The organism is Rhizobium sp. N324 (assembly GCF_001664485.1).
In the GTDB taxonomy this organism is placed as follows: domain Bacteria; phylum Pseudomonadota; class Alphaproteobacteria; order Rhizobiales; family Rhizobiaceae; genus Rhizobium.
The window spans coordinates 86,660-112,181 of the sequence record NZ_CP013632.1; the positions used below are offsets into that span (position 1 = coordinate 86,660).

The 25,522-nt window shown below is 58.3% G+C and carries 24 protein-coding genes and 1 pseudogene; 9 read left to right on the forward strand and 16 right to left on the reverse strand.

All coding sequences use genetic code 11. The annotated features are described in order from the left end of the window. Position 1: 1 nt before the first annotated feature. The 7 genes from AMK05_RS24170 to AMK05_RS24200 all read right to left on the reverse strand — a co-directional run bounded on the left by AMK05_RS24170 (position 2) and on the right by AMK05_RS24200 (position 7,221). Complete coding sequence (locus AMK05_RS24170) at positions 2–2,404, reverse strand: FdhF/YdeP family oxidoreductase (RefSeq protein WP_064841852.1); 2,403 nt, start codon at positions 2,402–2,404, stop codon at positions 2–4. 222 nt (positions 2,405–2,626) lie between these two features. Further along, the gene (locus AMK05_RS24175) at positions 2,627–3,151 is read right to left on the reverse strand and encodes a sigma-70 family RNA polymerase sigma factor (RefSeq protein ID WP_064841853.1); all 525 of its coding nucleotides are present in this window, start codon (positions 3,149–3,151) and stop codon (positions 2,627–2,629) included. A gap of 378 nt (positions 3,152–3,529) precedes the next feature. Then, positions 3,530–3,769, reverse strand: a complete 240-nt coding sequence (locus AMK05_RS24180; RefSeq protein WP_171899850.1) for a hypothetical protein — start codon at positions 3,767–3,769, stop codon at positions 3,530–3,532. A 120-nt stretch (positions 3,770–3,889) separates the two neighbouring features. After that, positions 3,890–4,897, reverse strand: a complete 1,008-nt coding sequence (locus AMK05_RS24185; protein WP_064841854.1) for a DUF3618 domain-containing protein — start codon at positions 4,895–4,897, stop codon at positions 3,890–3,892. Then, a complete protein-coding gene (locus tag AMK05_RS24190) occupies positions 4,897–5,313 on the reverse strand; it encodes a phage holin family protein (RefSeq protein WP_064841855.1) in 417 nt (138 codons plus the stop codon). Before AMK05_RS24190 ends, AMK05_RS24185 begins: the two co-directional genes overlap by 1 nt. Beyond that, positions 5,306–5,827 carry a hypothetical protein gene (locus tag AMK05_RS24195; protein ID WP_064842281.1) on the reverse strand — a complete coding sequence of 174 codons (522 nt, stop codon included), beginning with the start codon at positions 5,825–5,827 and terminating at the stop codon, positions 5,306–5,308. The genes AMK05_RS24190 and AMK05_RS24195 overlap by 8 nt, the downstream gene beginning before the upstream one ends. A 368-nt stretch (positions 5,828–6,195) precedes the next feature. Then, positions 6,196–7,221, reverse strand: coding sequence for a sensor histidine kinase (locus tag AMK05_RS24200; RefSeq protein ID WP_064841856.1), 1,026 nt, complete (start codon positions 7,219–7,221; stop codon positions 6,196–6,198). 895 nt (positions 7,222–8,116) lie between these two features. Between AMK05_RS24200 and AMK05_RS24205 the strand changes: the two genes are divergently transcribed. From AMK05_RS24205 to AMK05_RS33575, 4 genes are all read left to right on the forward strand, one after another. Continuing rightward, a complete protein-coding gene (locus AMK05_RS24205) occupies positions 8,117–10,030 on the forward strand; it encodes a PAS domain S-box protein (protein WP_237352234.1) in 1,914 nt (637 codons plus the stop codon). A 5-nt stretch (positions 10,031–10,035) separates the two neighbouring features. Further along, positions 10,036–10,425, forward strand: coding sequence for a response regulator (locus AMK05_RS24210; RefSeq protein ID WP_064841857.1), 390 nt, complete (start codon positions 10,036–10,038; stop codon positions 10,423–10,425). A 245-nt stretch (positions 10,426–10,670) separates the two neighbouring features. Further along, a complete protein-coding gene (locus AMK05_RS35350) occupies positions 10,671–11,051 on the forward strand; it encodes a hypothetical protein (protein ID WP_171899851.1) in 381 nt (126 codons plus the stop codon). Positions 11,052–11,141: 90 nt separating this feature from the next. Beyond that, positions 11,142–12,087, forward strand: a protein-coding gene (locus tag AMK05_RS33575; protein ID WP_171899858.1) for an IS630 family transposase whose coding sequence is annotated in 2 segments (ribosomal slippage) — positions 11,142–11,480 and positions 11,482–12,087 — 945 coding nt in all. Because the reading frame shifts where the segments join, the coding sequence is not laid out codon by codon here. A gap of 207 nt (positions 12,088–12,294) precedes the next feature. On the opposite strand, the gene AMK05_RS24230 is transcribed toward AMK05_RS33575, so the two are convergent. Further along, a complete protein-coding gene (locus AMK05_RS24230; RefSeq protein WP_064841861.1) occupies positions 12,295–12,807 on the reverse strand; it encodes a ferritin-like domain-containing protein in 513 nt (170 codons plus the stop codon). Between the two features lie 480 nt (positions 12,808–13,287). On the opposite strand from AMK05_RS24230, the gene AMK05_RS34740 reads away from it, so the two are divergent. Further along, a complete protein-coding gene (locus tag AMK05_RS34740) occupies positions 13,288–13,491 on the forward strand; it encodes a hypothetical protein (protein ID WP_145924774.1) in 204 nt (67 codons plus the stop codon). Between the two features lie 309 nt (positions 13,492–13,800). On the opposite strand, the gene ku (AMK05_RS24240) is transcribed toward AMK05_RS34740, so the two are convergent. Then, positions 13,801–14,610: a non-homologous end joining protein Ku gene (gene ku, locus AMK05_RS24240; protein WP_064841863.1), complete on the reverse strand. Its 810-nt coding sequence runs from the start codon at positions 14,608–14,610 to the stop codon at positions 13,801–13,803. 12 nt (positions 14,611–14,622) lie between these two features. Further along, positions 14,623–15,528, reverse strand: a complete 906-nt coding sequence (ku, locus tag AMK05_RS24245; protein WP_064841864.1) for a non-homologous end joining protein Ku — start codon at positions 15,526–15,528, stop codon at positions 14,623–14,625. A 484-nt stretch (positions 15,529–16,012) separates the two neighbouring features. Here ku (AMK05_RS24245) and AMK05_RS33580 point away from each other — a divergent pair. Together AMK05_RS33580 and AMK05_RS35640 are read left to right on the forward strand one after the other, a co-directional pair. Then, positions 16,013–16,132 (forward strand): annotated as a pseudogene (locus AMK05_RS33580) (DUF3606 domain-containing protein); the annotation flags it as partial. Between the two features lie 143 nt (positions 16,133–16,275). Further along, positions 16,276–16,509: a hypothetical protein gene (locus tag AMK05_RS35640; RefSeq protein WP_064841865.1), complete on the forward strand. Its 234-nt coding sequence runs from the start codon at positions 16,276–16,278 to the stop codon at positions 16,507–16,509. Positions 16,510–16,921: 412 nt separating this feature from the next. Here AMK05_RS35640 and AMK05_RS24255 read toward each other — a convergent pair whose 3' ends face one another. The 4 genes from AMK05_RS24255 to AMK05_RS33585 all read right to left on the reverse strand — a co-directional run bounded on the left by AMK05_RS24255 (position 16,922) and on the right by AMK05_RS33585 (position 20,195). After that, positions 16,922–17,242 carry a low affinity iron permease family protein gene (locus AMK05_RS24255; RefSeq protein WP_064841866.1) on the reverse strand — a complete coding sequence of 107 codons (321 nt, stop codon included), beginning with the start codon at positions 17,240–17,242 and terminating at the stop codon, positions 16,922–16,924. Between the two features lie 410 nt (positions 17,243–17,652). Beyond that, on the reverse strand, positions 17,653–17,952 hold the full coding sequence (locus AMK05_RS24260) for a DUF982 domain-containing protein (RefSeq protein WP_064841867.1): 300 nt from the start codon (positions 17,950–17,952) through the stop codon (positions 17,653–17,655). Between the two features lie 74 nt (positions 17,953–18,026). After that, positions 18,027–18,503, reverse strand: coding sequence for an Hsp20 family protein (locus AMK05_RS24265; protein ID WP_064841868.1), 477 nt, complete (start codon positions 18,501–18,503; stop codon positions 18,027–18,029). A 931-nt stretch (positions 18,504–19,434) separates the two neighbouring features. Next, positions 19,435–20,195 (reverse strand): IS5 family transposase gene (locus AMK05_RS33585; RefSeq protein ID WP_094447631.1). Its coding sequence is split into 2 segments (ribosomal slippage): positions 19,435–19,868 and positions 19,868–20,195, totalling 762 coding nucleotides; the frame shifts between segments, so codons are not numbered across the junction. A 260-nt stretch (positions 20,196–20,455) separates the two neighbouring features. Here AMK05_RS33585 and AMK05_RS24280 point away from each other — a divergent pair. Continuing rightward, positions 20,456–22,093 (forward strand): Mu transposase C-terminal domain-containing protein, encoded by a 1,638-nt coding sequence (locus AMK05_RS24280; RefSeq protein WP_064841870.1) that lies wholly within the window; start codon positions 20,456–20,458, stop codon positions 22,091–22,093. Further along, positions 22,090–22,824, forward strand: a complete 735-nt coding sequence (locus AMK05_RS24285) for a TniB family NTP-binding protein (protein WP_237352235.1) — start codon at positions 22,090–22,092, stop codon at positions 22,822–22,824. The genes AMK05_RS24280 and AMK05_RS24285 overlap by 4 nt, the downstream gene beginning before the upstream one ends. 487 nt (positions 22,825–23,311) lie before the next feature. Here the strand turns inward: AMK05_RS24285 and AMK05_RS24290 are convergent, their stop codons facing one another. Together AMK05_RS24290 and AMK05_RS24295 are read right to left on the reverse strand one after the other, a co-directional pair. Then, positions 23,312–24,514 carry an ABC transporter substrate-binding protein gene (locus AMK05_RS24290; protein ID WP_064841871.1) on the reverse strand — a complete coding sequence of 401 codons (1,203 nt, stop codon included), beginning with the start codon at positions 24,512–24,514 and terminating at the stop codon, positions 23,312–23,314. Positions 24,515–24,573: 59 nt separating this feature from the next. Continuing rightward, positions 24,574–25,434, reverse strand: a complete 861-nt coding sequence (locus tag AMK05_RS24295) for a branched-chain amino acid ABC transporter permease (protein ID WP_237352236.1) — start codon at positions 25,432–25,434, stop codon at positions 24,574–24,576. Positions 25,435–25,522 lie beyond the last annotated feature (88 nt).

A 25,522-nucleotide genomic window follows, 5' to 3' on the forward strand; every position in this document is an offset into this window, starting at 1 on the left:
ATCAAGATGGCGAAGGGGCGTCGGAGAGGCTGAGGCTCACCGGCAACAGCTTGTAGGATGGGGTCTTGGCTTTCGCATCGTGGTGGGCCAGCGGAAAAAGCGGATTGGCCTCCGGGTAATAGGCCGCGCAGCATCCCGCTGGCACATCGTGCCGGGCGACCCTGAAGCCGGTGACACGGCGCACCGTGGCGTAATCGATAGCCGTGGTCAGGTCGACGACGTCACCGTCCTTAAAACCCAGCCGCTGGATGTCGTCTTCGTTCATGAAGACGACCTTCCTGGTGCCATCGACACCGCGGTAACGATCGCCATAGCCGTAGATCGTCGTGTTGAACTGGTCGTTCGAGCGCAACGTCGCGAGATTGAGGACGCTGCCGGCCGCGGGGTTGATGTCGAGCTCCGGAAAGAGCCGTGACGGCGTTATGAAATTGGCTTTCTTGTTTGCCGTTGCGAATTTGCGCTGCCGGGCCGGGACCGGCCGCGGAAAGCCGCCCGGCTGGAACATCCGTTTGTTGAAGTCTCTGAAGGTTTCGGGATAGGTCGCCTCGATCGCGTCGCGGATCTTCGAATAATCCCCCACCCATTCGTCCCAGGGGACCTGGCCCTTCGAAAGCGTCGCCTTGGCGATGCCGGCGATGATCGCAGGCTCCGAAAGGAGTTCCTTGCTGGCGGGCTTAGCCCTTCCGCGCGATCCGTGGAAATGCGCCACCGAGCTTTCGATGGAGACGGCTTGCGCACCGCTTGCTTGTTCATCGATCTCCAGCCGGCCGAGACAGGGCAGGAGATAGGCGATCTCGCCATGAATGACATGACTGCGGTTGAGCTTGGTGGCGATCTGGACGCTCAGGCGCAGCTTTCGCCAGCCGTCTTCCATAGCTTCCGTTTCGGGAACGGCGCGCAGAAAATTACCGCCCAGGCTGACGAAGGCCTTCGCTTCGCCCTGCATGATCGCCTTGCAGGTATCGACGGTCGAGCGGCCTTCCCAGGTCGGCGGCTCGAACTGGTAGAGTTCCGAAAGCTTGCCGAGCGGCGCCAGACCCGGCTTTTCGGTTATTCCGACCGTGCGCTGCCCCTGAACATTCGAATGCCCGCGCACAGCACAGATATTGGCGCCGGGTTTGCCGATATTGCCGCGCAAAAGAGCCAGATTGACAACCATCTGAACGTTTTGAACACCCATTACATGCTGGGTGAGCCCCATGCCGTAAACCATCAGCACGGCTTCGGCCTTGGCATAAGTGTTTGCCGCCTGGGTCATCTGTTCGCGGGTCAGACCAGACACCCGCTCCAGCTCCGCCCAGTCATGTCCGCGTGCTGCATTGGCAAATTCTTCGAAGCCCGACGTGTGGATCTGGATGAAATCATGGTCGAGCACATGTCTCCGGTCGGCTGCCGCCATGGATGCGGCAAAGGCGACCGCTGCAGCATTCGAGGGATCTTTTGGCACGGCGTCGGCGCCCGCGACCTTGCTCGTTCCCGATGCCTTCAGCGCGTCGTCGGCTTCGATCAGCGCCTTGCACACGCCGAAGAGCGCTGCAATGTCGCCTCCGTTCCTCACCTGGTAATATTCCGAGGAGATCGGGGTCGAGCGGCCGGTCAGCATCTGCCCCGGCATTTGCGGGTTGATGAAATGTTCGAGGCCGGGTTCGCGCAGCGGATTGAACGTGACGATTTTCACGCCTCGGTCGACGGCATCCTGCAGGTCGTGGAGCATCCTCGGCGAGGAGGTGTTGACGTTCTGGGCCATGTAGAAAATGCAGTCGCAGTTTTCGAAATCGGAAAGGATTGCCGTGCCGACGGAGGAGCCGATACTTTCGGGAAGCGCGACCGAGGAGCTTTCGTGACACATGTTGGAGGAGTCGGGCAGGTTGTTGCTGCCGAAGATGCGGGCAAGCAGCTGGTACATGTAGGCAGTTTCGAGCGAGGCCCGTCCGGAGGTGTAAAAATCGACCTGCTGCGGAGCGATGGACCGCAGCTCTCGGCCGATTTCTTCGAAGGCCTCGGCCCAGCCGACGGGTTCGTATTTGTCGGTTGCGCTGTTCCAGCGCATCGGGTGGGTCAGGCGGCCCTGCTCCTCAAGATCGTGATCGCTCCATCCTTCCAGCTCATGCAAGGTATGGGCGGCGAAAAAGGCGCGGTCGGCACGCCGGCTGGTGACCTCCCAGGCGGTTGCCTTCGCGCCGTTCTCGCAAAACTCCATGGGATGAGGCTTGGCAGGCTTGGCCCAGGCGCAGCTGACGCACATATAGCCGTCGGCCTTGTTTTGATGGGCAAGCAGCGACGGTCCGGATCGCGGCACGTGCTCGCGCAGAAGGATCTCGCCGGTGGATCTGGCCGCTCCCCATCCGCCCGCTGTATGACTGCCTTTGCCGATCTTGGGGTGTTTCTTCGATCTCGCTGACATATTCGCCTCTCGACAATTTCTGCGCAGGAATTTTGACCGACATTCCGTCACGTCGAACTCCGCCGCAGACCAACGGTTCCCTGCGGCGATCGAGCGTTGTGCGCCGGGCCATTTCGGGTTGGGAGACGATGTGTGCCGGCGTTGGATTTGCTTCGTTGAAGATGTCGGGAAACGCCGCGCGCCAGCCGGCGGTCACCTTCGATTGGCCATAGGAGAGGACGTTCAGTCGAAGCTGTTTCCGAGCATCGACAGCAATGACCCGCGGGCCCGATTAACGCGGCTTTTCAAGGTGCCGAGCCGGCAGCCGCACAGTTTTGCGGCATCCTCGTAGCTCGTTCCGGTCGCCACCAGTAGCAGCGCCCGTCGCCTGTCGTCTGGAAGTTGCGTCAGGGCTTGTTCCAGCTCGCGCTCGCGCAGTGCCCATTCCTGGCTCGGTGCAATTGCAATCTGTTCCATCGCCGCGTCCATAGCGGTCGGCTCGCGCTTCTGGCGACGGTAATTGGTGCAAAACGTATTTCGCATGATGGTGAACAGCCAGGATTTCAACGACGTGCCGGGCTGATAGAGATGGAGCGAGTTCAATGCCTTCAGCAGGGTTTCCTGCACAAGGTCATCGATGTCGTCTTCGCCGCGCAGGAACCGCCGGGCAAAGGCGCGCAATGCCGGCGTGAACTGGACGATCTCCGACTGGATGGCGGACGGTGTTTTGCAGCTTGACGCAGAGCTTGTCGGAAATGAGGACTTCATTTGTCCCTCCTTTGATGAGAGGGAAAGCTGCGTTGGAGCTCTTCGTTGCTGTACGATAGCGGACCAAAGTCTGATCCGCCCGACGATGACGGTATTGTATGAAATGGGCGGCGCCATAACCGGTCGAATAGCTGGGGCCAGCAATCCTCGTTGACCGGACCGAAGCGTGATTGCTCGGCGGGGCGGCTGTCGACGGCGTCCCTTTAGGATGGCTCTATGGGTCGGAAAGGGATGAGCTGGAATGTGAACCGCAAGGGACGCGTGCCCGAACACACCAATGAAAGCGAACGACGTCGCGCGACGGCAAGGTTTCGTCACAATATGGAGCTGCAAGATTGTCGTATTTCAGGCAAGCCGTGTCTCCCCGCCACTCGTGCTTTACACTTCTACCTCGCCGTACAGTTGACCGCACATCGTCAGTGAAAGGCGCATTGCTGCCACGCGCTCTTCGGCATCTTGAACCGAATAGGCCCATATTTCGCTCGCCCAGCTCTTTGCGCCCATCTCGTACTGCAGGGCAAACCGGTAGAGCTTGCGATTGTCGCCGTCCGTGGTTACGAAAGCCGGATCGGGAGCGTTGCGATCGTGTCTCACTCTGGGGAACATCAGGACATTCACGACATGCTCCTTCGCTGGATCTTATCAGGCGGCACCTGGCATGAGACGCCGCACCGAGGCTTAACCGAGCCGTTCTTGTCTCGGGCAAAGAGGGTCTGCTTGCCCGCGGCTTAGGCCTCGTCAGCCCGGTGTCGTGTTCTCGCTGCTTGCTCGCCCACCTCTCAGGGCATCTACTTCGCTCGAAACGCGGTCCTTAATCTCATCATGGGCTTCCGACGCCACCTCGACGGCGCGTTCATAGACGTCCGACGCAACGGCTTTTCCGCGATCGACAAGCTCGGCGGTCTCAGCGCCCAGCGCTTCCTTGGCAGCATCTGAGGCTTCCCCGGCGAACTCATCTTCCGTGTCCGTGCTCGGTAGTGCCGCGCCGATAGCAGCGCCCACAGCAAAGGCGAGCGCTCCCCCGACCAATGGCTGATCGCGAAACTGTGTGAGGATCATGGTGTTGAGCTTGGCGGTCTGATCTTGGAGATCTGTCGCGGCAGAGGCGGTTCGGCCGGTCAACGAGCTGGCGGCACCGGCTGCGCTATCGGCAAGGCCTTGCGCGGTCGTCTTCGCCTGCTCCCATTTTTCTGCAGCCCAGCCGGATGCTGCGTCGAACATCGCCCCCGTCTCATCGAGGATTTGATTGACCTGTTTGCCGCTGGCATCGACAAAACCGCGATAGGTCTTGCCTGTCTCGTCCACAAAATGGCCGGCGCGGCGACCCGTCTCGTCCGTCAGCGCTTTCAGCTTCTGGCCGGATCCATCGCCGAAATGACTGTACCGCACACCGCCGATCGAAGCCGGCGGTCCAAGGCGGCGCACCGGCCCTTGCACGGGATAGAGGGCATATTCGGGCTCCGTCGAAGCAGAAGCGGTCGTCGACGAAGGGGCGCCTTTGGCCATAAGCCAGGCCAGACTGACGCCCATCAGTGCCACAGGAAGTGGATTTTCTTTAAGAGCGCGTCCAAGGTTCCCGACGAACGCGCTGCCCTCACTATTCCTTGCGTAGGCAAGAACCTCGTCCACCAGTTGGCCGGGCGACATTCGCTCCTGGATCGCGTCTATTCGATTTCCAAGCCGCTGCCGATCTTGCTCAATTTCTCGCTGGAGTTCGGCCGATGTTTTATCTGTTGACGTTTCCATCAGAGTTTATCCTTCACGGTTTGCACGTCACGGCCAAGCGAAGTCGTGGTTCGTTCGAGCGTCAGGTTGTTGCGTCGGAAGACGGCGAGACCGCGCGCGATCATGATCCAGGCAATGACGCCGATCACCGCGCCGACGATGATGGACGCGAGCGCATTGGCCGTCGGTTCGGCAAAGCCTTGGGCGACGAGCACCGCCGCCACACCGCTGACAATCGCGCTTAAGAGAACACCGACCGCCCCAATTGCCATGACCAGTCCGATAAGGAGAATTTCGATACCGCTCAAAGCATTCGACAGCTTTTCCGAGGCTTCGGTTTTGGCCAGATCGATTTCCTTGCGCAGAAGACCGGTGACGTCACGCAAGAGTCCGCCGATCAATTCGGACAGAGGCGTGTTTTCCGCGGGCTTAGCCATTTGAAATGCCCTCCCTTCCAGAAACCGACCTCGCCGCTTCCGATGACCCGGTTGGTCGGGCTTGATCACTCCGTTTCGAAGATGCGACCAAAAAGCGACTTGCGGTCAAACCGGCAAGCGCTGCGATTCCGAGAAAAGCCATTGGCTGCCTGCGCCCAAAACTCTCGGCCAGATTGGCGATCTCGCCGAGGTCCTTGCCCTCTATCCTTTTGGCAACATTTGCGATGCTTTGGCCGATTTCGCGAGCGTAGCGGCCGACCTGACGCTGATCAGAGCCCTCCAGTTCTGCCCCCACCTTCTCCAGAGCCTTTGCTATGCCGCTCACCTGATGGGCGGCAAAGTGCGCCTGCTCGGAAACCACCTCGTCGACCTTCTCGATGACGGCGCCGGATCCCTCCTTGATCATCTCCTTCGTCGAGTTGACATCTTCGGTGAGTTTGTTTTTCAGGCCGGTTGCCGGTGAGGTCGCAGACGGACTGCGTTCTCCTGCCGGAACGGAAAATTCGTCTGTCATCGACGGCTCCATGGCGTTGATCCTTGTGGGCGCCCAACCGCGATCTTTTACCTTTGTTCCCGCAGACGGACCGTCAGCCTCCACAAAAACCCGTGGGGTCGCGATCCTGGAAGGAACGCGGGTCTGCTTCAGGCATCAGCACACATTCCTGGCCCTGACGAGCAGGGCTTTCGTCCAGAGACCTCGCCGTCAATGTCCACTCAACGCACCATTCTGCGCGGGCCTGTGGGGAGGACGCGGCTGACGGTCGGTGCATTTGAGATTTTGCGCGCCGGCCGCCGTCAGATGAATATCGGGCGCCGCGCTGCCACTTGCGAAAGATTTACAAAGCATCGGCAGACGATATCGCCGCGATTGGAACCACCCGCTCACCCCTGGTCACGATTGGAGCCGGAATAGCTTTGAGCCTGGAGCTTCTCAAGCGCCGCATCGAGCCTGATGGTAAAGCCCGTTGCAGCGTAATCGAGAAAGACATCTCCGAACGCGGCGAGGCTCGATTTCACAAGCCGGGAGCCAAAGCCCTTCTTTATTGGTGTCTCCACGACAGGCCCGCCGCGCTCTTCCCAAAGCAGGGTAAAGCGATCGTCGCCTGCGTTTCGGCGCACCGACCACTCGATCTCGACAAACCCCGTATCCACCGATAGAGCCCCGTATTTCGTCGCATTCGTCACGAGCTCGTGCAGCACGAGGGAGAAGGCAAGGGCCGCCTGCGGGGTGAGATTAACGGAAGGGCCGCTTGCTCTGACGCGGTTTGGCTTAACTGCAAGATTGATCGCCGTCGCCTCGACGATCGTCTCCATGGCCGCCGACCGCCAGTTTTTCTGCAGCAAAATATCATGCGCGTTTGCATAGGCATTGATGCGTGCCGAGATCGACTGCTCCGCCTCCTCGATGCTGCTCGCGCTTCGAAAGGATTGATTGGTGATCGCCTGGACGACGGCCAAAGTATTCTTGATGCGATGAGAGAGTTCGTGCATCATGACGCGCTGACGCTCCTCGTTTTCCCGCTGCTCGGTGCGATCTCTGAGGATCTTCAGGAAGCCTTCGAGCTCGCCATCATCCGACCGCAATGCCATCATCTGGCCAGACGCCCAAAATAACGAGCCGTCCTTTCGAACGTGCCAGCGCTCGTCATCTCCGTGTCCCTGCGCCAGGGCGGCGGTCATTTCCTGTCGAGGAACGCCCGCCTCCCGGTCTTCCTCCGTGAAAATCGCGGCCACGGGGCGGCCGATAATTTCAGTCTCGTCCCACCCGAGGATCCGGCGTGCACCTTCATTCCAGGTGGTCACGAGACCATCGAGATCCACAGCAATAATCGCATATTCAATGGCGCTCTGGAGGAGGGCTTCAAGGAAGCGCTCACGAGCGCGACTGGGATTGGAAAAGCGGTTCATGATCGTGTTTCGCGCCTCATTCTCCAGGTCACGAGCGAGTGGCTTTTTCGATCCTATACCGGACACTGCCGCATTGCCATCGGAGCCCCAGCTAACTCCATCCCTACCGGCAAGCGCACTCGTCACAGGTTTCGGAAAAAGGTATCCTTCTTCTCGCCGTGGCGGAGCGGCGGCGAATTGTGAAGCATTGGCTAAAGACAATTTGAATAGGCAGGCCGCACAGAGGCGGTTGGAGAGGGAGGGGACCAAAACTTGCCTCTGCGCGGCCCGAACCCCTGCGAAGGGGTGGATCGCGAAGAGTGCAGCGCATGCGCTTTCCAGCAATCCAAGCGCCTAACCACCGTCCGCGACGGCGGTTCCCGTAAGTTCGCAGGAATCCAAGATCAGCAGCTGAGGCGGACCGCACGACGACTGCGATAGGGGTCGCAGCATACAGGAGACTGATTGTCGTACGGTCCTTTTGCCTAACAAGGCCGCGGCGTCTGGGTTCCCAGCGGCGGACAGGGGGCGAGCGTGTCCGCGTCGAGACAGGAGGTTCCCTCTACGCGATCCAGGGCAACAACTCGTCCGAAGTAAATTCGGCTACGACCATCAAACTGTGAAATGTATCTTTCCCACCCTAGGGCTCCTTTTGGATTTCCCTGTCATAACCAATCCCACGGTGGCCGATGGCGTTAGCGTGGCGCAGATCACCAGTTCGGCAATCACGGAAGCAGCTGCTTTTCTAATGATGATGCCTTTCAGCTGCTTGCTGTGGGAGAGGCAGCTGTCCGCCCATCACTCGCTAAATTCCGTCTCAACGCTAAATAATATTTCGCGTGCGGATGACGCTAGCTGCTGCTCGTCACGCATTGTTGGGAACTGATCGTCTTCCTGGATGTTCGGGGGAATTCAAATGACAGGCCCGAGGAAGCAAGTGCTGGATCATGGGCAGTTAATCAAGCGTCAGAAAGTCCTCGCCGACTTCGGGGAGTTTGCGCTTCGCTCCGACGATCTGGATGCGGTCCTGAGCGAGGCCTGTCGTCTGGTCAGCGACGCTGTCGAAACGCGCCGCTCCAAGGTGTTGGAAATTCAGGAGGGTGGTCAAAGGCTGCGCGTGCGAGCCGCAGTTGGATGGCAGCCTGACATTGTCGGTCTCGAGCTGGACATGGAGGACCATTCCTCCGAGACCTATTCAATCCGGACCGGCGAGCCCGTAATCACTCAGGACATCACAAAGGAAGAGCGGTTCAAAACGCCCGATTTCATGCGAGCGGCCGGTGTCGCCGCGCTCGCCAACGTCCCGATCTTCTTACCGGGCAACCGTACTTTCGGTCTGCTTCAGGTCGACGACGTCGAGCCGAGGGATTTCGGTGAGGAAGACACACAATTCCTCAGAACCTACGCCACGATCCTTGGTCCGGTGATCGACAGGCTCCACAAGATGCAGGCCCTTCAATCGACGGCGGAACGTTTCGCACTGGTCGTCGAGAATGCCCGCGACTACGCGATTTTCGTCGCGGACTCGCAGGATCGGATCGTCGACTGGCATAAGGGTGCTGAGAAAGTCTTCGGGTGGACGGCAGAGGAGGCCGCCGGAATGTCTTGCAGCGAACTCTTCACTGCCGAAGATCGGGCGCAGGGCGAGGATCGCAAGGAGATCGAGACGGCCAGACGCGAAGGTTCGGCTCCCGACGTGCGATGGCACGTGCGCAAGGACGGCTCGCAGGTTTTCGTCGACGGCTCGACCGTGTGCCTTCGAAACCCCGACGGTTCGGTAAGAGGGTTCCTCAAGATCGGCCAGGATGTTACCGAAAAACATCGAACCGAACAGCGGCTTTTGGAGAGCGAAGCCTTGCAGCGATCGCTCATAGCGGGTGTTCCGCAACTGGTCTGGCGGGCCCGATCCGCTGGCCTTCGCATCTGGTCAAGCCCGCAGTGGGAACGGTTCACAGGACAGCGTGATGAAGACAGCGTCGGGATGGGTTGGCTGAACGCCATCCATCCGGAAGACCGTGACATGGTGACTGCGGCCTGGCGGGAGGCGGAAGCCAAGGGTGGGCTCGAATGCGAATATCGTATCCGTCGCGCTTCAGACCGGGAATATATCTGGCACCACAGCCGCTCGCTTCCAGGAAGCGGCTTAGGGCTCGAATGGCTCGGGACCTGCACTGATGTACAGCAGCTGAAGGAACTGCAGAGCAGCCAGGAGGTGATGCTGGCGGAGCTCCAGCATCGCACCCGCAACATCGTCGCGGTCATACGGTCGCTGTCGCTAAAGACCATCGAAGCAAGCTTGACCTTGGAAGACTTCGCAGAGGCTTTTGGGCACAGGCTGGCCGCAGTTGCTAGAGTCCAGAGCCTTCTCTCCCAGCTGGGCGAACATGAACGGATTACGTTCGATGATCTGCTTGACGCCGAGTTGGCCGCGCATGTTACCGACAGGGAAAAGATAATGCTGGACGGGCCTTCGGGGATCCGTTTGCGATCGCGAGCGATCCAGACATTCGCTCTGGCTCTCCACGAACTGGCGACCAACGCTGTCAAATACGGAGCGCTGGCATCTCCACAAGGCGGTCTTACGATCCGATGGCGTCTAGAAAATGAATCTGACGGCGGATCGCCGGCCTTGCTCCTGGAGTGGGTGGAAACTGGCGTTGACAACATGCCGGCCGCAGACGCGCCGGCCAAGGGTTCTGGCTATGGGCGGGAGCTCATCGAGCGCGCACTCCCCTATCAACTCAAAGCCAAGACCACCTATGAAATGGGCGCCGGCGGCATCCGCTGCACTATCCTGGCTCCGATCGCTCTCGGTGCGTGGAAGGAATAAGACAGATGACGGTCGAAACCCTTGCTGGCCTAGCCATTCTTGTTGTTGAGGACGATTATTTCATCGCCGACGAACTGGCGCGCTCTCTTGCCCGTGCCGGTGCGCAGGTCGTCGGGCCGGTTGGCTCCCTGAATGACGCGCTTGCTCTTCTCGACGATACAGATCATCTGGATTTCGCCATACTCGACCTGAACCTCGATGGAGTGTCCGCTATTCCGATCGCAGACAAGCTGGCTGCTGGGAACTTACCCTTCGCATTCGTCACCGGATACGGCACCGGCGGAATCCCCTCTCGATTCAAGACCGTTGAACGTCTCGACAAGCCCGTGGAGATAGCGCGGGTGGTCAGTTTGATAAAAAAGGCAGCGGCATCTTCGACGTCGGCGCCCGAGTAAACGATGAAAGGGACGCCCGTCGTGTCCAGCACATCGAGCCTTCGATATTTGGCACCGTCTTCGCTTGGAAATTTCATACCCGAGGCCTCAACAAAGGTCGCTCGAAAGCTGTCGCTAGTCGAGCACAGGCCCGTCAATTGACGGGCCTGTGCCTGTCCGCGACGCGGCCTGCAACTGCCGGCCAAGCCGGATGGCTTCAGCAAGCCTTGGCCGCCCCTGATTGTGTGGAACTATTGGGGGTCGGATTGCCGCTGCCACTTCCCGCCGCGCGCTGGCAGTCGTTCGGGTCGCCGCCGGAGGCGCCGGAATTGCTGCTGCTATCGGAGGGGTTGCCGGCGTCAGCTCCAGCCCCGGTAGAACTGCTGCCAACGGCGCTGCCATCCATGTTGCCACCGCCCGTCGCGTTGGTGCCTGAGGCGCCGCTGTTGGTACCGGAGGCACCGCTGCTCGATGATGTGCTGCCGCTGGAGCTGCCTGAGCTTCCCGAGGATTGGGCCATGGCAGATGTGGCAAGAGCAAGAGCAAGTGCGGAGGTCGCAAGGATCTTCAAGATCATGAGTTTCACCTTTATGGGTTGGATCATCTTTGCAGGAGCCCAAACCTCAGGCATCAACCAGAGTTCCTAGAGTCTGTCAGCGCTAATCGGAATCGTGCGGAGATTCCCTTGCCTTTGATTTTGTGATTCAAGGTCATTGCTGGTGTGGAGGCCGGCAATGATGGTGCGACCTCTTTCTCTGGATTTGCGAACGCGCATTGCGACAGCGTTGAGTGATGGCATGACGGTTCGCGCCGCAGCGGAGCGGTTCGGCATATCGGCTGCGACAGCGGTACGGATCGGACAGCTCGATCGTTCAGGTAAAGGCCTGATGCCGGCGAAGATCGGCGGCTATGTCAAACCGACACTGAGGGGTGCGGCCGCCGATGCCGTGCGTCAGCGGCTACAAGTCAAGTCCGACTGGACGGTGCGCGCACTGTCGGCGGACCTGAAGGCTGCGGGGATCAACGTGTCTCACGACACCGTCTGGCGCTTTCTGCGCAGCGAAGGCAAGACCTTCAAAAAAAACGATGGTGGCAAGCGAGCAAGACCGCCCGAAGGTGGTCCGGTTCCGGATGCGATGGAAGACCCATCAGCACCGGCTTGATCCGGACCGTCTCGTCTTCATCGACGAGACTTGGGTCAAGACCAACATGACGCGCACCTGCGGCTGGTGTCAGCGGGGAGAGCCCCTCATTGCAAAAGTCCCTCATGGTCATTGGAAGACACTGACCTTCCTGGCCGGCTTACGCCGCGATAGCATCGTTGCCCCCTTCGTCCCCGATGGTCCCATCAATGGCATCGCTTTTACCGCATGGGTTCGCCAATGTCTGGTCCCGACACTCAAAGCCGGTGACATCGTCATCCTCGACAATCTGGGAAGCCACAAGGGAAAGCCGGCCCGCGATGCGATCCGAGACGTCGGTGCACATCTCTTTTTCCTGCCGCCCTACAGCCCCGACCTCAATCCCATCGAGATGATGTTCGCAAAGCTCAAGACACTCGTCAGAAAGGCAGACGAACGAACCGTTGAAACTACATGGAGACGCATTGGAGAACTCTTGAAGGCGTTCAGTCCCCAGGAGTGCTCCAACTACCTCAGACATGCAGGGTATGGTTCAGAATAACCCTGACAGACTCTAGCGTCCGTGTCCCGTCGCGGCCGTGTCCGCCACCGTACAAAAGAAATAGAAGGGCGACTTCAGGCCCCACTCACTCGTCATGGATACAAGGGGTGGACCGTGCCCGACCTCCCACAAAGGTTGACGGGCATTCAGGATGGAATGATGTGTGGGAGGTCAGGCGCCGTAAACAAAGTGGTCCGCTTTGCTCAATCAGACCTTTGCCGTTTGTCCGCTTTCCTTCAAGGACGCAAACCGCAATGTTACATCCCGCAGGTTCTCGTCCAGCCACTGTGCCATTGCCTGCTCCTCTTTCAGGTTTGTCTGCAGAACCGCGGTTACTTCGCGGTATCCACCGAGCTCCGAAAGGACGAGCATCGACTTGTATGCGGCGATTTCGAAGTGTTCGAAGGCAAAGTTTGCAAAGGAGTTCTTGAGGATCTCGTCTGCAGCAATCGTGTGTCCCATCGCCGCCACACTTCCGGCGACCGACAGTGCCATGTCCTTCAATGTCGAATGGTCTGTATCGAAGCTATCGAGAAGGTCTTCAAGACGCGCGATCTGGCTTTCCGTCTCGGCGATGTGCTGTTCAAGTCGACGCGCGACTTCTGGATAGTTTTCGATACGGGAGACTTGCGGCTTCATGATCGAGAGCGCCTGGTTTTCCATTGCATGGGCGTTCTTCAGGCCGGTGATGATCAAGGATGTGTGCTGGGCGTCCGCCATGGGATCTCCTCCGTTGATGACGGCCCAATGAACCGCCGCCGCTTAAAAATGTTCCCGACTGCCGTGTTCGAAAACAGGTGACGCTGCTTATCCACCCATCTTCCGCAGTTCGCGTGCAGCCTGAACACGAAGACGCTCGCAGGGAAGAGTTGCTTGGCAGTGGCGCAACTGCGACAAAGTGAGAGCTATGGGTCGAAGCGACTGCTGGCCTAACTGGACCCCCGCCAGCTGGCCGCCATCATCATCAAGCTATACCAGCCGGGCGACCGTGAGCTTCATCATTTGAGGCCGCTCGTAGGCGCAGCGCGGACGGACGTAAAGGTGAACCCATCGCCGTAAAAGGTCGAGAAGTGAGGTATCCGCATGGGAGGCGAGCCTTGGCGTCGATCGTGCACCCCAAAACCTGGGATCGCCCGCCCAAGATCGCGGCGGGAACAATGGCGTGTCATACCGGTTAGGTTCGCAGAAAAGGATAAGGCCATGCCCAGAATCCTAAATTCGCGCCAGATCATTGTCTCGTCTGATCGTCTTCACGACTGCGAGGACTTTCTCGAAAACGAATTTCACCAGATAATTGATCATGCTCTGAGTGTTGGTTGGTCTCTCGATGAGGTGGCGGTTGCGCTCAATCGCCTCGTCGCCGAGGAGATCGCTATTCCAGCGCGAGCAGTCACCCTGCATTGAAATCGACGTACTGCTAGGAGAGGCTGCGCCGTAAAAACGCCTACCTTATAGCTGCTTCAGTAGCCGACCTCTTTGGCTAGCGCGTGGGTTCGGACGGGGAAGGATGCGACCAGCGGCCCCGATCTGATGATCGATGACCCGCAACAATTCCGTTGGCGAGGTAACTGGAATTCGCTCCGCCCCGCTCTATCACAGTCTTTTCGTCCAGTTACGCCTGTTTGTGATGGTGGCCGCATAGTCTCATCACCAACGAAATTGCCGCCGGTTGGCGCCTGCGTGCGTACCTGGTGTCCTTTTGACGCCGGGATCTCATCCAGCTTTCCGACCTTTGAGGTCGGCTTGGATGCTCTTTTTCAGCGCGTCCATGATGTTGACGACATTCGATGCGGGCGCCGGCGCTGCTTTCCCCTTTGCCGTCTTCTTCGGCTTCAGAAGCTTCTTCTTCTCCTCGATCAGCTTCAGCAAACTGGTCTGGATCGGATCGCTGACCATATTCGTCGACCAGCGGGCTGACTTCTGCTTGATCAGTTTCTGGACGAGAGGAACGAGATCGGGATCGGCTTCGGCCTCGATGTCGTCGAAATAATTCTCCTCCGGACGGATCTCGTCGCCGAACCGCAGCGACCATAGAACAATGCCCTCATCGCGAGGTTCGAGGATGACGGCGCGCTCGCGGCGGCCCATGACGAGTTTTGAAACGCCGACGACCTTGTCCGCCTTCATCGCGTCCCTGATGACGGCGAAAGCCTCGTTCCCGACAGCGTCGTCAGGCATGAGGTAGTGAGGCTTTTCCAAGTAGATCCAGTCGATACTATCGGCCGGGACGAACTTCTCGATGTCAATTGTCTTCACCGTGTCGAGCGCCACCCGATCCAGATCGTCGTCGCTCAGGAGCACGTAGTCGTTTTCGCCGCGTGCGTAGCCCTTTACCTCGTTGTCTTCTTTCACGGGCTTGCCCGTGACGGAATCGACGTACTGTGAAAAGACACGGTTTCCGGTGTCGCGGTTGAGGGTGTGGAAGCGAACCTTCTCGCTTTCGCTGGTCGCTGGAGACATCGCAACAGGGCATGTGACCAACGACAGTTTCAAGTAGCCTTTCCAGTAGTAGCGCGGTGCCATGACGCGGTCTCCTCAGCTTGCCTTGCGACGCGCGGCCGCTCCGGAAGCAGGGGCTTTTGAAGCTGCTCCGCGTACGGCGCGTTGGCGACCCGTGCCCTGATTGGCATTGGCGGCGGTGCGCTTGGGCTTGTTTGCGGCATTCAACACGCCCGCGCTTTCGCGCAGCGCGGCGAGAAGATCGTTCGGCTTCGACACTTCGATCTTCTTCGGCTTGGGAAGCGCCTTGCCTTCCATTTTGGCCTTGACCAGGTCGGCGAGGGCGGCTTCGTAGCGATCGTCGAAAGTCGCAGGGTCGAATGTACCTCTCTTCGTACCAATGATGTGTTTGGCAAGATCGAGCATCTCTCCCTCTATCTTCATTTTGGGTATGTCCTCAAAGGCCGTTTTCGCCGAGCGGACCTCGTAGTCGTAGTTCATGGTGGTCGCGATAAGGCCTTTGCCATGTGCCCGAATGAGCACGGTTCGCATTCGCCGGAACAGAACCGTGCGCGCTATGGCGACGACATTGGATTTCCTCATGCCGTCCCGGAGCGCCGCGTATGCGTCGCTGCCCATCCTGTCAGGGGTCAGGTAATAGGGCTTGTCGAAGTAGACGTCGTTCACATCCGAGCAGGGTATGAAGGCTTCGATTTCGAGGGTTTTGTTGCTCTCGGGGATCGTGGCAGCGACCTCTTCGGGATCGATGATGATGTACTGGCCGTCCTCAATCTCGAAGCCCTTTGTCTGCTGCTCCTTCGGAACTGGATCTTCTGTCTCGCTGTCGATGAAGATGCGGTTTACCCGGTTGCCGGATGCCCTATTGATCGTATTGAAGGTAATGCGCTCTGCCGTGCTTGCCGCGGTATAAAGCGCTACTCCGCAGCTGACCTCACCGAACTTTATGAAGCCTTTCCACTGCGCGCGGTGCCCTGTTGCCATGACGCTTCTCCGAATCACTTCGTCGCGACTCAAAGACGTCTCAAGGTGATTCGTTCCGACTCGAAACGAATCATTTTTCAACAGGTTATCGAAATGCGTTCAGAGATTGATTCCGGATCGAATCTTGTCTCGGGGGTTGAGAAGAAGCGAAGCCGTCGGCTTTATGCGGAGCGTCCACCCGAGGTGTGAGCAATGAACGGCTATGCCGACATAGTCTGCATCTTAAGCGTCGAAACCCAATCCGTGGCATGGTCCGGCAAACTTGCCGCGAAGGACGTCGCTCAGGCGTCGGCGGTATGGAGGCGGCCGCTTGGTTCCCCTCCCATCGCGCTCCCATGTCCATTGATACTGCATCGTCAGCTTCTCTTCGTCGACCCTGCGTAGGGCGTCCGGTCGTCACTTCAAGCGCAGCATGATGAGCACGGGAACTACTGGAATCGTCGCGAGTTTCTCTCCTTGCGAAGATTCACCGAGGAAAAATCCAATGGCAAAGAACCAGACATCCCGAGGCCGCACACAGGATCGCGCGCGCGTTGCTGGCGGGCAAGATCACGAAGTGAAATACGAAGCAAAAAAGGAAGGTGTTTCCACGGATACGGTAAAGTAAGCGGTCAAGAGCGCTGGCAACTCCCGGAAGAAAGTTGAAGGCGAAATCAGCCGTCACTGAGCCCTCGCCATCAGCGCTGAAAAGTCTTGGCGATCCTTCGAGTTGCACTTCCGTGGGCGCGTTCTCTTCTAAGGTGTCCCATGGCGAACAATAGAGCCGACCATCGCATTATGTCGCAGGCTGTCCGGGAATGGTACCGATATTACGGGGTCGAATGGGACGATCAAGCGTCGTCGTTTCTATGCGACGCAGCTATCGAGCTTTATGATCAAGGCTGTCGCTCGGTGGAGGAAATGTCGACGACGTTGATCGGAACCTATGTGGGGTTGGCCGCCACTCGCATCAATGCGCCTTCTTCCGACTCGCTCCACTGATGCGTCTCCTACAGTCGTCACCAGCCAATCCGGTGACGGCTGTTCCGTGTCGGCGGGGAAGCACGGCTGCTATTGATGTGGCAAACGGGGCCCGGTGAACTTCAATTGCGAAAGGCGCGCGAGGCTCTTTTTGACTTCATTTCTACGTCCGGGCGTCGGCGGAATTTTTCAACGAAACCGGAGTAACCGGGTATGACGAACCTGCGAGCGAAAGAGCGAGAATGCAGGATCCGAGGGCGTTATAGGCCGCGTCTTGCTAGCAGGCGGATCACCCGTTTCGAAGGCGCGGAGACCCGGGGTCGGGTTGTCGTCGTCGCTGTCGCGCAGGTGAGAAGGCCCGGCCGGCAGTTCAGAGATCGGCGCAAGAATCGACGCGACAGAATGGTCAGGCCGGGCGGAAAGATGTCGGCAGTTAGTCGGCAGCCGTGTGGGCCTCCCGGAAACTCTCGATCTGTTCCGGCTCCTTCTCGTCAAGATGCGTGATTTGGTTCCTGGCGTCGCCATGAGCATGAAGAAGTTCATCCAGCTTGGCATGGATTGCCTGCGTATCCCGGTGTTCGGCGCGCTGGATGAATAAGGTCATGAGCCACGTGGCAAGGGTGGCCAAGCCGTGCCATTCAAGAGTCTGACGACTGAATACCAACCAGGAAAGCCCGTAGATAATCACGATTGCGAAGGCATATGGACTGGCAGTCCACGTGCCTAGGTCGGTTAGCCAGGAACGCCAGCGCATCGTTTTGTCCTCATGGTCCTCGAGGAAACTCCGAAAACGCCCCGCTGTTCCCCGCGCCACCCCACAAGCGATGAGAAGGCCGCTGTTACCAGGGCTCGCGTTGTCGCCCGCAAGACGCGCAGTGCTCGCAGCTCTGCAGCTATACACAAGGGCGCCGCAGGCGGTGCCCTTGTGGGTTGCTGACTGCTCCCGTTTCTCTGCGGAAATGGAAGTGATCCGAGAACTTAAATTTAGACAGACATCCTGCGCACAGGCCTAAAGCCTTAGCGTCAGGCGGAATGCGGAAGAGCTTACAGCTGCGGCTTTTGGTTAGTCGGTCTTCACTCCATCCCACAAGTTCGAAAGAGGTGCGCCGGACAAGGAAGCATGGCGTTCAATCCGTGCCGAAATTCCCCGTTACACCCTGGCATTCATCGCATATGCGGATCACTACCGTGTCTGTTGCGGGCTCCCACAAGGACACCGTGGTCCGGCGCCAGAAGGTCGTGTTTCTCTGCGAAGGCCACAAATACGCTTCTCGCTGTATCCGGTTCGATCTCGCCATTGATGGCCGTCTTGCAGGCATTCAACGCGACCGCATGTGCTGCGTCATGCTTTCCAATGGGCCAGTCCAGCAAAAGTCGATAGGCATGCATTACAGAGTGAACTGGCGTCGGAATACCCAGGCCGGTCAAAATGGTGACCGGCGGTTCGAACGCATCGGGTTTCATTTTGCGCTCCTTTCAAAAAGCCCGATTGTTGAAAGGGAAGGGGCGCCGATAGCGGAGCCCCTATTTTTAGGACGTCAGGCCGCTTTCTGGCCCTCGATCGGGAGGGCATTTAGCGGCTTCGTTTGGGCCGCGTTCGTTTGGATCTCGATCTTTCGCGGCTTCATTGCTTCGGGGACTTCACGAACAAGGTCAACCGACAACAGACCGTTTGTCAGATCGGCGCCCGAAACCCGCACATGATCCGCTAATTCGAAACGGTGCTCGAACGGGCGGCCGGCAATGCCGCGATGCAGATAGCAGTCGCTCTGCGTTTCCCGCTTGTCGCCGGTGATGATCAGCAGGTTCGATTGGAATGTCAGGTCAAGATCATCCTGCGAGAAACCCGCGACAGCGACCGAGATGCGGTAGGTGTCGTCGCCCGTTTTGACGATGTCATAAGGCGGCCAGTCGCTCGACGAGCGGGCGCGCTGTGCGCTTTCAAGAAGATCGAAGACCCGATCGAACCCGACGCTTGAACGGAAAAGCGGTGCATAATCGTAAGATGTTGCCATAGCCATATCCTCCTTGAAGCAACATGGGTACGAAGGCGCCGAGCAAGCGGCACCTCAGCTGTAACTGGCCCTTGCGGCGTCCAGCGGAAATTATCTGGTTTTGCAAAAAATCGGTTTCAAGTCGTTGCTTGAAAAAATCTGATTGTCGATCGTCAGCGAAGATCGGCTCCAGATAGCGATGACTCCCACCGGGACGGATATTCGCGGTGTGATGAGTTCAAAAATTCGACTGAGAGTGATCTCAGGTTCCTTCGGTCGGTGAGCCACGAGTCCGCAGCCTGATTTGCCCGCGAAGGTCCATAAGTCGTACCCGCGCCCGCAGTAACGGCCCGAGCATGACTGGTCCCGACTGTCGTCTGTCCAAGATCGCTGGACTGCATGTTATTGTTTTTCCACACGAGTAGCTCTTCCTAATTGAGAAGACTCGCTGACATTGGATGGAATTTAACCTGATTTGATTGCTAAAGGCGAGTTGCCCACTGATGTTCTTCAAATATGGGCTGGGATCGTGGTTGCTTCCTGCAAATCCTCCCCTAGGCTTTCGGTGGATGCGTGGAATTCTTTGGTTCTGTCAATGAAGTGTAGGCGATGAAAAAAGTTACACCAGAAATGGTTGAGGCGGCCCTTAGAGCAACTGACTTCGCGATCAACGCGACATCAAAACGGCTGGATGAAGGCAGCTATTCTTGCGGCATTGAGCGCTTCCAAGAGCGAGCCTTTTGCCTGGACCTCAAAGCACGCAAACGAGGACGAGCAGTTCCGGCAATATGCGCGTCCCCGAGAGGATATTTGCCAATCGGACGGCTATGTCGTTCAGCCACTCTACGCAGGCCCTTCAGATGTTTTCCTTTAGTTGCTCAACGATCACGACGGCGCGGCGTAGTCGTTCAACGGACTAGTCGTGCCTGTCAGGCCTAGGAGCTGTGGACACTTATCTGAGCCATAGGATTGTTGCGGCCAGAGCGATCATGGCTTTGTAGTTTCGAACGGTTTTCTCATATCGTGTGGCGATGCGTCGAAACTGCTTGAGCTTCGAGAAGCAGCATTCGACGAGATAGCGCTGAGCATAAAGTTGCTTGTCGAGCGGATACTTCTTGGCACGCGAGGGGTTGTTCGGGATGACCGCTTGCGCGCCCTTGTCGGCAATGAGTTTGCGTAGCCGGTCGCTGTCGTAGGCCGTATCGGCCATGACGACCTCGGCTGGTAGGTCTTCGATCAGGAGATCGGCTTGCGGTGCATCGCCTTTCTGACCGGCGGTCAGAATGAAACGAACGGGACATCCAAGGCCACGCACGGCCATATGGATTTTGGTGCTCAAGCCGCCGCGGGAACGGCCAAGGGCCTGATCTTCAGCCCCTTTTTTGCGCCGGAGGCGTGCTGGTGGGCGCGAATAATAGTGCTGTCGACGATCAGATATTCGAAGTCGGCATCCTCCGACATCGCCTCAAAGACACGCCACCAGACACCCTTTTGGCTCCAGCGGCTGAAGCGGCGAAACACGCTGTTCCAATCACCGAACACCTCCGGCAGGTCGCGCCAGGGTGAACCCGTCCGCACGATCCACAAGACCGCTTCCACAAACATGCGATTGTCACGTCCAGACGAACCGCGCGTGCGATCGTCGCCAATGATATGACGAGACATCCGCTCCCACTGGTCATCTCGAAGAATGAGACGATCTAAAACACCCATGACTGCCTCCAAAAGACAGTCTTGAATCTGATTTGCTCACCTTTGGGAATCCCAAGAGTCCACGACTCCTAGAGGGACGGACCATAATTAACTGTTTTTTAACGGTGTGCACTCGGGGACGATCGGCGGATTCGACCTGGTAAGCGGATTTTTGTTAACTCGAAGAAGTCGCTGTCTTTGATCTGTAACGGTCTGCGGTCACCTTAATCCCCAAAACTGGAATCGGCTTCTCACCTTAGCCAGGAACGAAGAGATCTTCGATGGCGGACAGACCAGATAAGCTGACCGTGAGTGACCCGGCTTGGCAGAAGGCCGTTGCACGGGAGGCCGTCATAAGGCCTTTGATCTTAGCAACCCGGATATCTCGAGGAGATATCGCTTCGGCCTGCCGACAACTCGGTCTGAAGCGCACGCGGCTCTATGAGCTCGTCGCTAAGTTTCGCAAGCGACCCGTCACCAGTTCGCTTCTCGACGAAATGCCCGGCCCGGAGAAGGGGAGGCGACTGCTATCGGCCGATCAGGAAGACGTGGTCAGGCTTGCCATCGAGGCCGTCTATTGCGCTCGCGAACGTCCGACCATCAGCGCAGTTCATGACCACGTTCTCAGAGCCTGCCACCAGCGGGATCTGTACCCTCCGTCCTGGAAGGCGGTCAAAGCGCGAGTGGATCAGAGCGACCAACGGCGGCTGATGAAGTTGCGGGAGGGTGCGAAGGCGGCCCGACAGCAGTTCGCGCCAGTGGTGGGTGAATATTCGGCGCAATATGCGCTCCAGGTCGTTCAGATCGACCACACCCTTGTCGATCTGTTCATCGTCGATACAGTCAGCCGGCAACCGCTTCAGCGGCCGTGGCTGACGCTGGCAATAGATGTCGCGAGCCGGATGGTCGCAGGGTTTTATCTCAGTCTGGAAAACCCGTCGTCGGCATCCGTCGCCCTGGCTGTCCAACACGTTGTTTTACCAAAGGACAGTTGGCTCGCGTCGCGCGGAATCGAGGCGGAATGGCCGGTCTTCGGGTTGCCTGACGTCATCCACCTCGACAATGGCCGCGAGTTTCATGGCAAGGCGCTGGTGCGAGGTGCTGCGGAACACGGCGTAGAGCTTCAGTATCGTCCCGTCGCCCGTCCCCACTTCGGTGGCCATATCGAACGACTGATCGGAACGATGATGGGCGCTGTGCATCTCCTGCCGGGATCCACATCCAGCGATATCAGCAGCCGCGCGGATTACGACGCACAGAGACACGCCGTCATGACCCTCGACGAGCTTGAGCAATGGTTGGCCTTGCAGATCGTCGGTCGATATCATGCCAACATCCACCGCGCCTTGCGACTGCCTCCAAATACGGCCTGGGAAGATGCTGTCGCTGCACGCCCGCTTCCCCGACGGCTACCCTATGACGAACACCGTTTTCTCCTCGACTTTCTGCCATTCGAGGAACGAAACGTCCGAAGGGACGGTGTGCACTTATTCGGCCTCAAATACTGGGATGACGTCCTCAGTCCGCTGGCAGGCGGGCCATGCAAGATGCGCGTTCGATATGATCCTCGCGACCTCTCCACGGTTTACGGCGAGGCGCCCGACGGATCTATCTGGCCAATTCGCTTCGCAAATCTCGGCTGGCCACGCATCACGCTCGGAGAGCATAGGCAGGCACTGGCTTTATTGAGGCAGCGTGGCGTGCGCTCCGTCGACGCCGACCTGATCTTCAAGACCATCGACGGGCAGAGACGGATCGTCGAAATGTCGAGCCAGCAGACCCGCAGCGTGCGACGGAACGCTGAAAAGCGCTCCCGGGCGCTGGCGTGGGAGAGGCATTCTACCGTTCCTGCGCGGGACTCTGGGGATGACCAACACTTTGTGGAGCTGCCTCCGCTCAACGTCGAGGAGTGGTCGTGACGCGATACTCCCACCTGCAACCGGCATACAGGCAATATGCGGATCTCACAGCTGATGAACGGATCGCCTGGATCCGCGCCGATCGGTGGCTGGAAACACCAAATGCACATCTGGCGCTTGCGAGGCTCAACGACCTGCTCACGTACCCGCCGCGAGACCGAATGCCATGCCTGTTGATCTACGGCGACACCGGCATGGGCAAGACCAAGATCATCCGAAAATTCCTTCGCGATCGCGTGCCAACTTTCGATCGCGGCACTGGCACGACGACCATGCCGGTCGTGGCGATGCAAATGCCAGCCGAACCGATAGAGCGTGACGTCTATGGCGAGCTTCTCAATGCAATGAACGCACCTGGACCGATGGGCGACGCGACCTTTCGGCTAAAGGCGACCTGCCGCAACCTGATGCGCAGCATGAGCATTCGTATGCTGATCATCGACGAGATCCACGCGATGCTGACCGGCACCTACCGGCAGCAGCGGATTTTCCTCAATGTCATCCGGTTTCTGGCGAATGATCTGAAGGTGCCGCTGATCTGTGCAGGTACGGACCTTGCTCGGCAGGCGCTGTTGACGGATCCGCAGCTGGCAGAGCGGTTCGAGACGTTTCATCTGAAGCGGTGGGTCAACGACCAGCATCTTGCCGTCGAGAATGTCCTGGGCAAGCAAAGTATCAGCCAACGATCCCGTCTTTCCTTGCGGTTCGCCTCTCCAACAGGGAAACAATAGCCGTTGTGTGAGCTATCGCGCTCATGATTGACTATCCGCTCTCTTCAACCAAACGTTTAATTTAAACATTTCGCACGAAGAGCTCTGGTGGGGAAGTCAGCGTAGCGCAATATTTCGATGGATCAGAGGGTCGATTGTGGCCCGTCGCCTCACAATAACCAGCTCATCGTTTGTGAAAGTAACCAAGCTGACGTCCTCAGCTTCATCGCGAAAACGGGTCTCTGAAAGTCTGCGATGGGTTAGAGACCGAGTACAAACATAAGGAGCGGTTAGCGGCATCTATCCTGATATTTGCGTTCAGAACCTGTTGCTCGCCAAAGTGGCAGCCCTTAGTCGGGCTAATTATCTGAATTGTAAAACAATTCTATTTCCAGCGAGGATGCGAAATAGTGCGGTCGTTAGTTCATATCCCTTCAAGGTGAGGCAATTTATGGATTCGCCAGTAGAGGGCGCCGAGGTTAAACGGCACCCTTGGGGAAGATCATCGCTACTCGTGAGTCGTACCTTCGAAATCCAAAACGCCACCAATTGGAATGTATTTCTGCCCATCGAACTGATAGAGTTGGAGCGCTTCGACGGGGTAGATGTCGGTGTCCCCCTTGGTCGTTATCTTGATGTCGTCGGGGAGCAGGGGGTTCTTCCAGCCGTCCATGTTATCGACGACCTTCATCAGTTCCTCGCGGGTCGGCTCCTTGAGCTTTTCAAGAGATTGGACCAGGGCGTCGCCGATTGCGTATCCGGTCTGGCCAATGGTGTTTGCAAAGACGAAGTTCACCTTGGCTGCCTTGATGGCATCGAGATAGCGGTCGACGCCTTGGTCACCCGACTTTTCGTCGCTGATGATCGGCTTTAGAAAGTCCGAGGTGATGATGCCCTTGGCATTCTCCAGGCCGACAGACTGAAGGACAGGGTAAGCCGACGACAAGTTTGTCACGAGGGTCAACGGTTTCCAGCCGCTCTCAGACTGGAAGCGGATCGCCTCGCCACCCTGCCGCGGAGCGGCAATGATGACCAGGGTGTCGGCACCGGATGCCTTCAGCGTGTTCAGCTGCGTCTCGACCGTGGGGTCCTGGGATGTCACGGGCTGGCGTTCGATCACTTTGATCGAGGAGGCCTCGATGGCGCGGTCGAACGCTTTCATGAACGTTTGGCCGGTTTCCGTGTTCAGATAGAGAAAGGCCACCTTGGCCTCAGGCTTGGTCGCGTTGAGATATGCAGCGAAGGCGTCAGCTTCGGTTGAGAATGACGGTACGAAGCCGACTTCCCACTTTGGTGCATTCAGGGAGATAACCCCGGAATACATGAAGACGTTCGGGACCTTCTTCTGGGTAATGTAGCGTCCGATCGCGAGGTTGTTCGGAGTAGCGGCGGTGCCGACCAGCGCGAAGACGTCGTCCTTCTCCACCATTTTCCGGACATTCGCCAGGGTGCGCTGAGGGTCAAGACCATCGTCCTCGATAACGAGTTCGATCTTACGCGTCTTGCCGTCGCCCATCTTGACACCACCTTCGGCGTTAGCCTGCTCGGCACGCGCCCGAATGCCCTCTGCGACGCCGCCAACGACTGCGACCGGGCCAGTGAGTGGTCCTGTCACACCAATTTTGATCGTGTCGTCAGTGATGCCCGGTGACGGTTCCGCAGCACTGGCGTGGGAAGCCACGAGCAGCGCGACGGCGGCCAGCTGCGTCATGCATCCTTTCGATATAGAAACCAACCTCAATTTCAGTTCCTCCCATATTGGCGGTCAGCTCAGCCGGCCGCCCTCCGAAAAATCATCGAAAGCCATTTCTCGATGAAGCCAGTGACCCCATTGCGTGCGACCATCATGATGAGGATTAGCGCGAGGCCATAAATCAGGTTGCCGAAGCTCAGGTTGATGTCGGATGCCCAGCTCGGAACGAAAACCATGAACAGGCCACCGACGAAGGCGCCGACGATGCTGGTGGCGCCGCCGACGATACTTCCGATCACGATGTTGATGGACAGGATCGCGAGGAAAGATTCCGGGCTGATGAAGCCGCTGACGATGGCAAACACCCCACCGCCCAGTCCCGCGAGCGCCGAGCTGACCGCGAATGCCCACAGTCGAGCACGCGTCAGGTTCACGCCAAGCGCCTGGGCAATCTGAGGGTTGTCGCGCTGTGCCCTCAGAGCGCGACCGGCGTCGCCCAACAGCATTCGGGAGACGAGCAATGCACCGACGCCGGCACAGACGAGCGAGATCAGGTAAAGCCAAAGCTCCGGAGCGTCCGCCATGAAATCAGGCGTTTCGGGAGCGTCGACGAGAAGCCCGGATACGCCACCGGTCAGGGTTCCCATCTTGAGGAGCAACTGCGGAAATGCCGCCGCGATACCGAAAGTGACGATGGCCAACTGCAGACCCTGAAGCCTGAGCGCCGGAAGGCCGATCACCAGGCCGACTGCGGCGGCGACTGCAGCCGCGACCGGTAGCGTGGCCAGAGGAGAAATGCCGTAAGTCGCGTTCAGGATGGCGGTAACATAGGCGCCGACACCAAACAGCGTTCCTTGGGCAAGGCAAGTCTGCCCGGCATATCCCATCAGAAGGTTCAGGCCGAGGATCGCGATGGCATAGGCGATCGCTATGGCCACTTGCTGGAGCGCATAGGCCGGCGCGAAGACCGGGATCGATACCGCGACGATTGCGAAGACACCAAGCTTGATCGCGATTGAGAGGGAA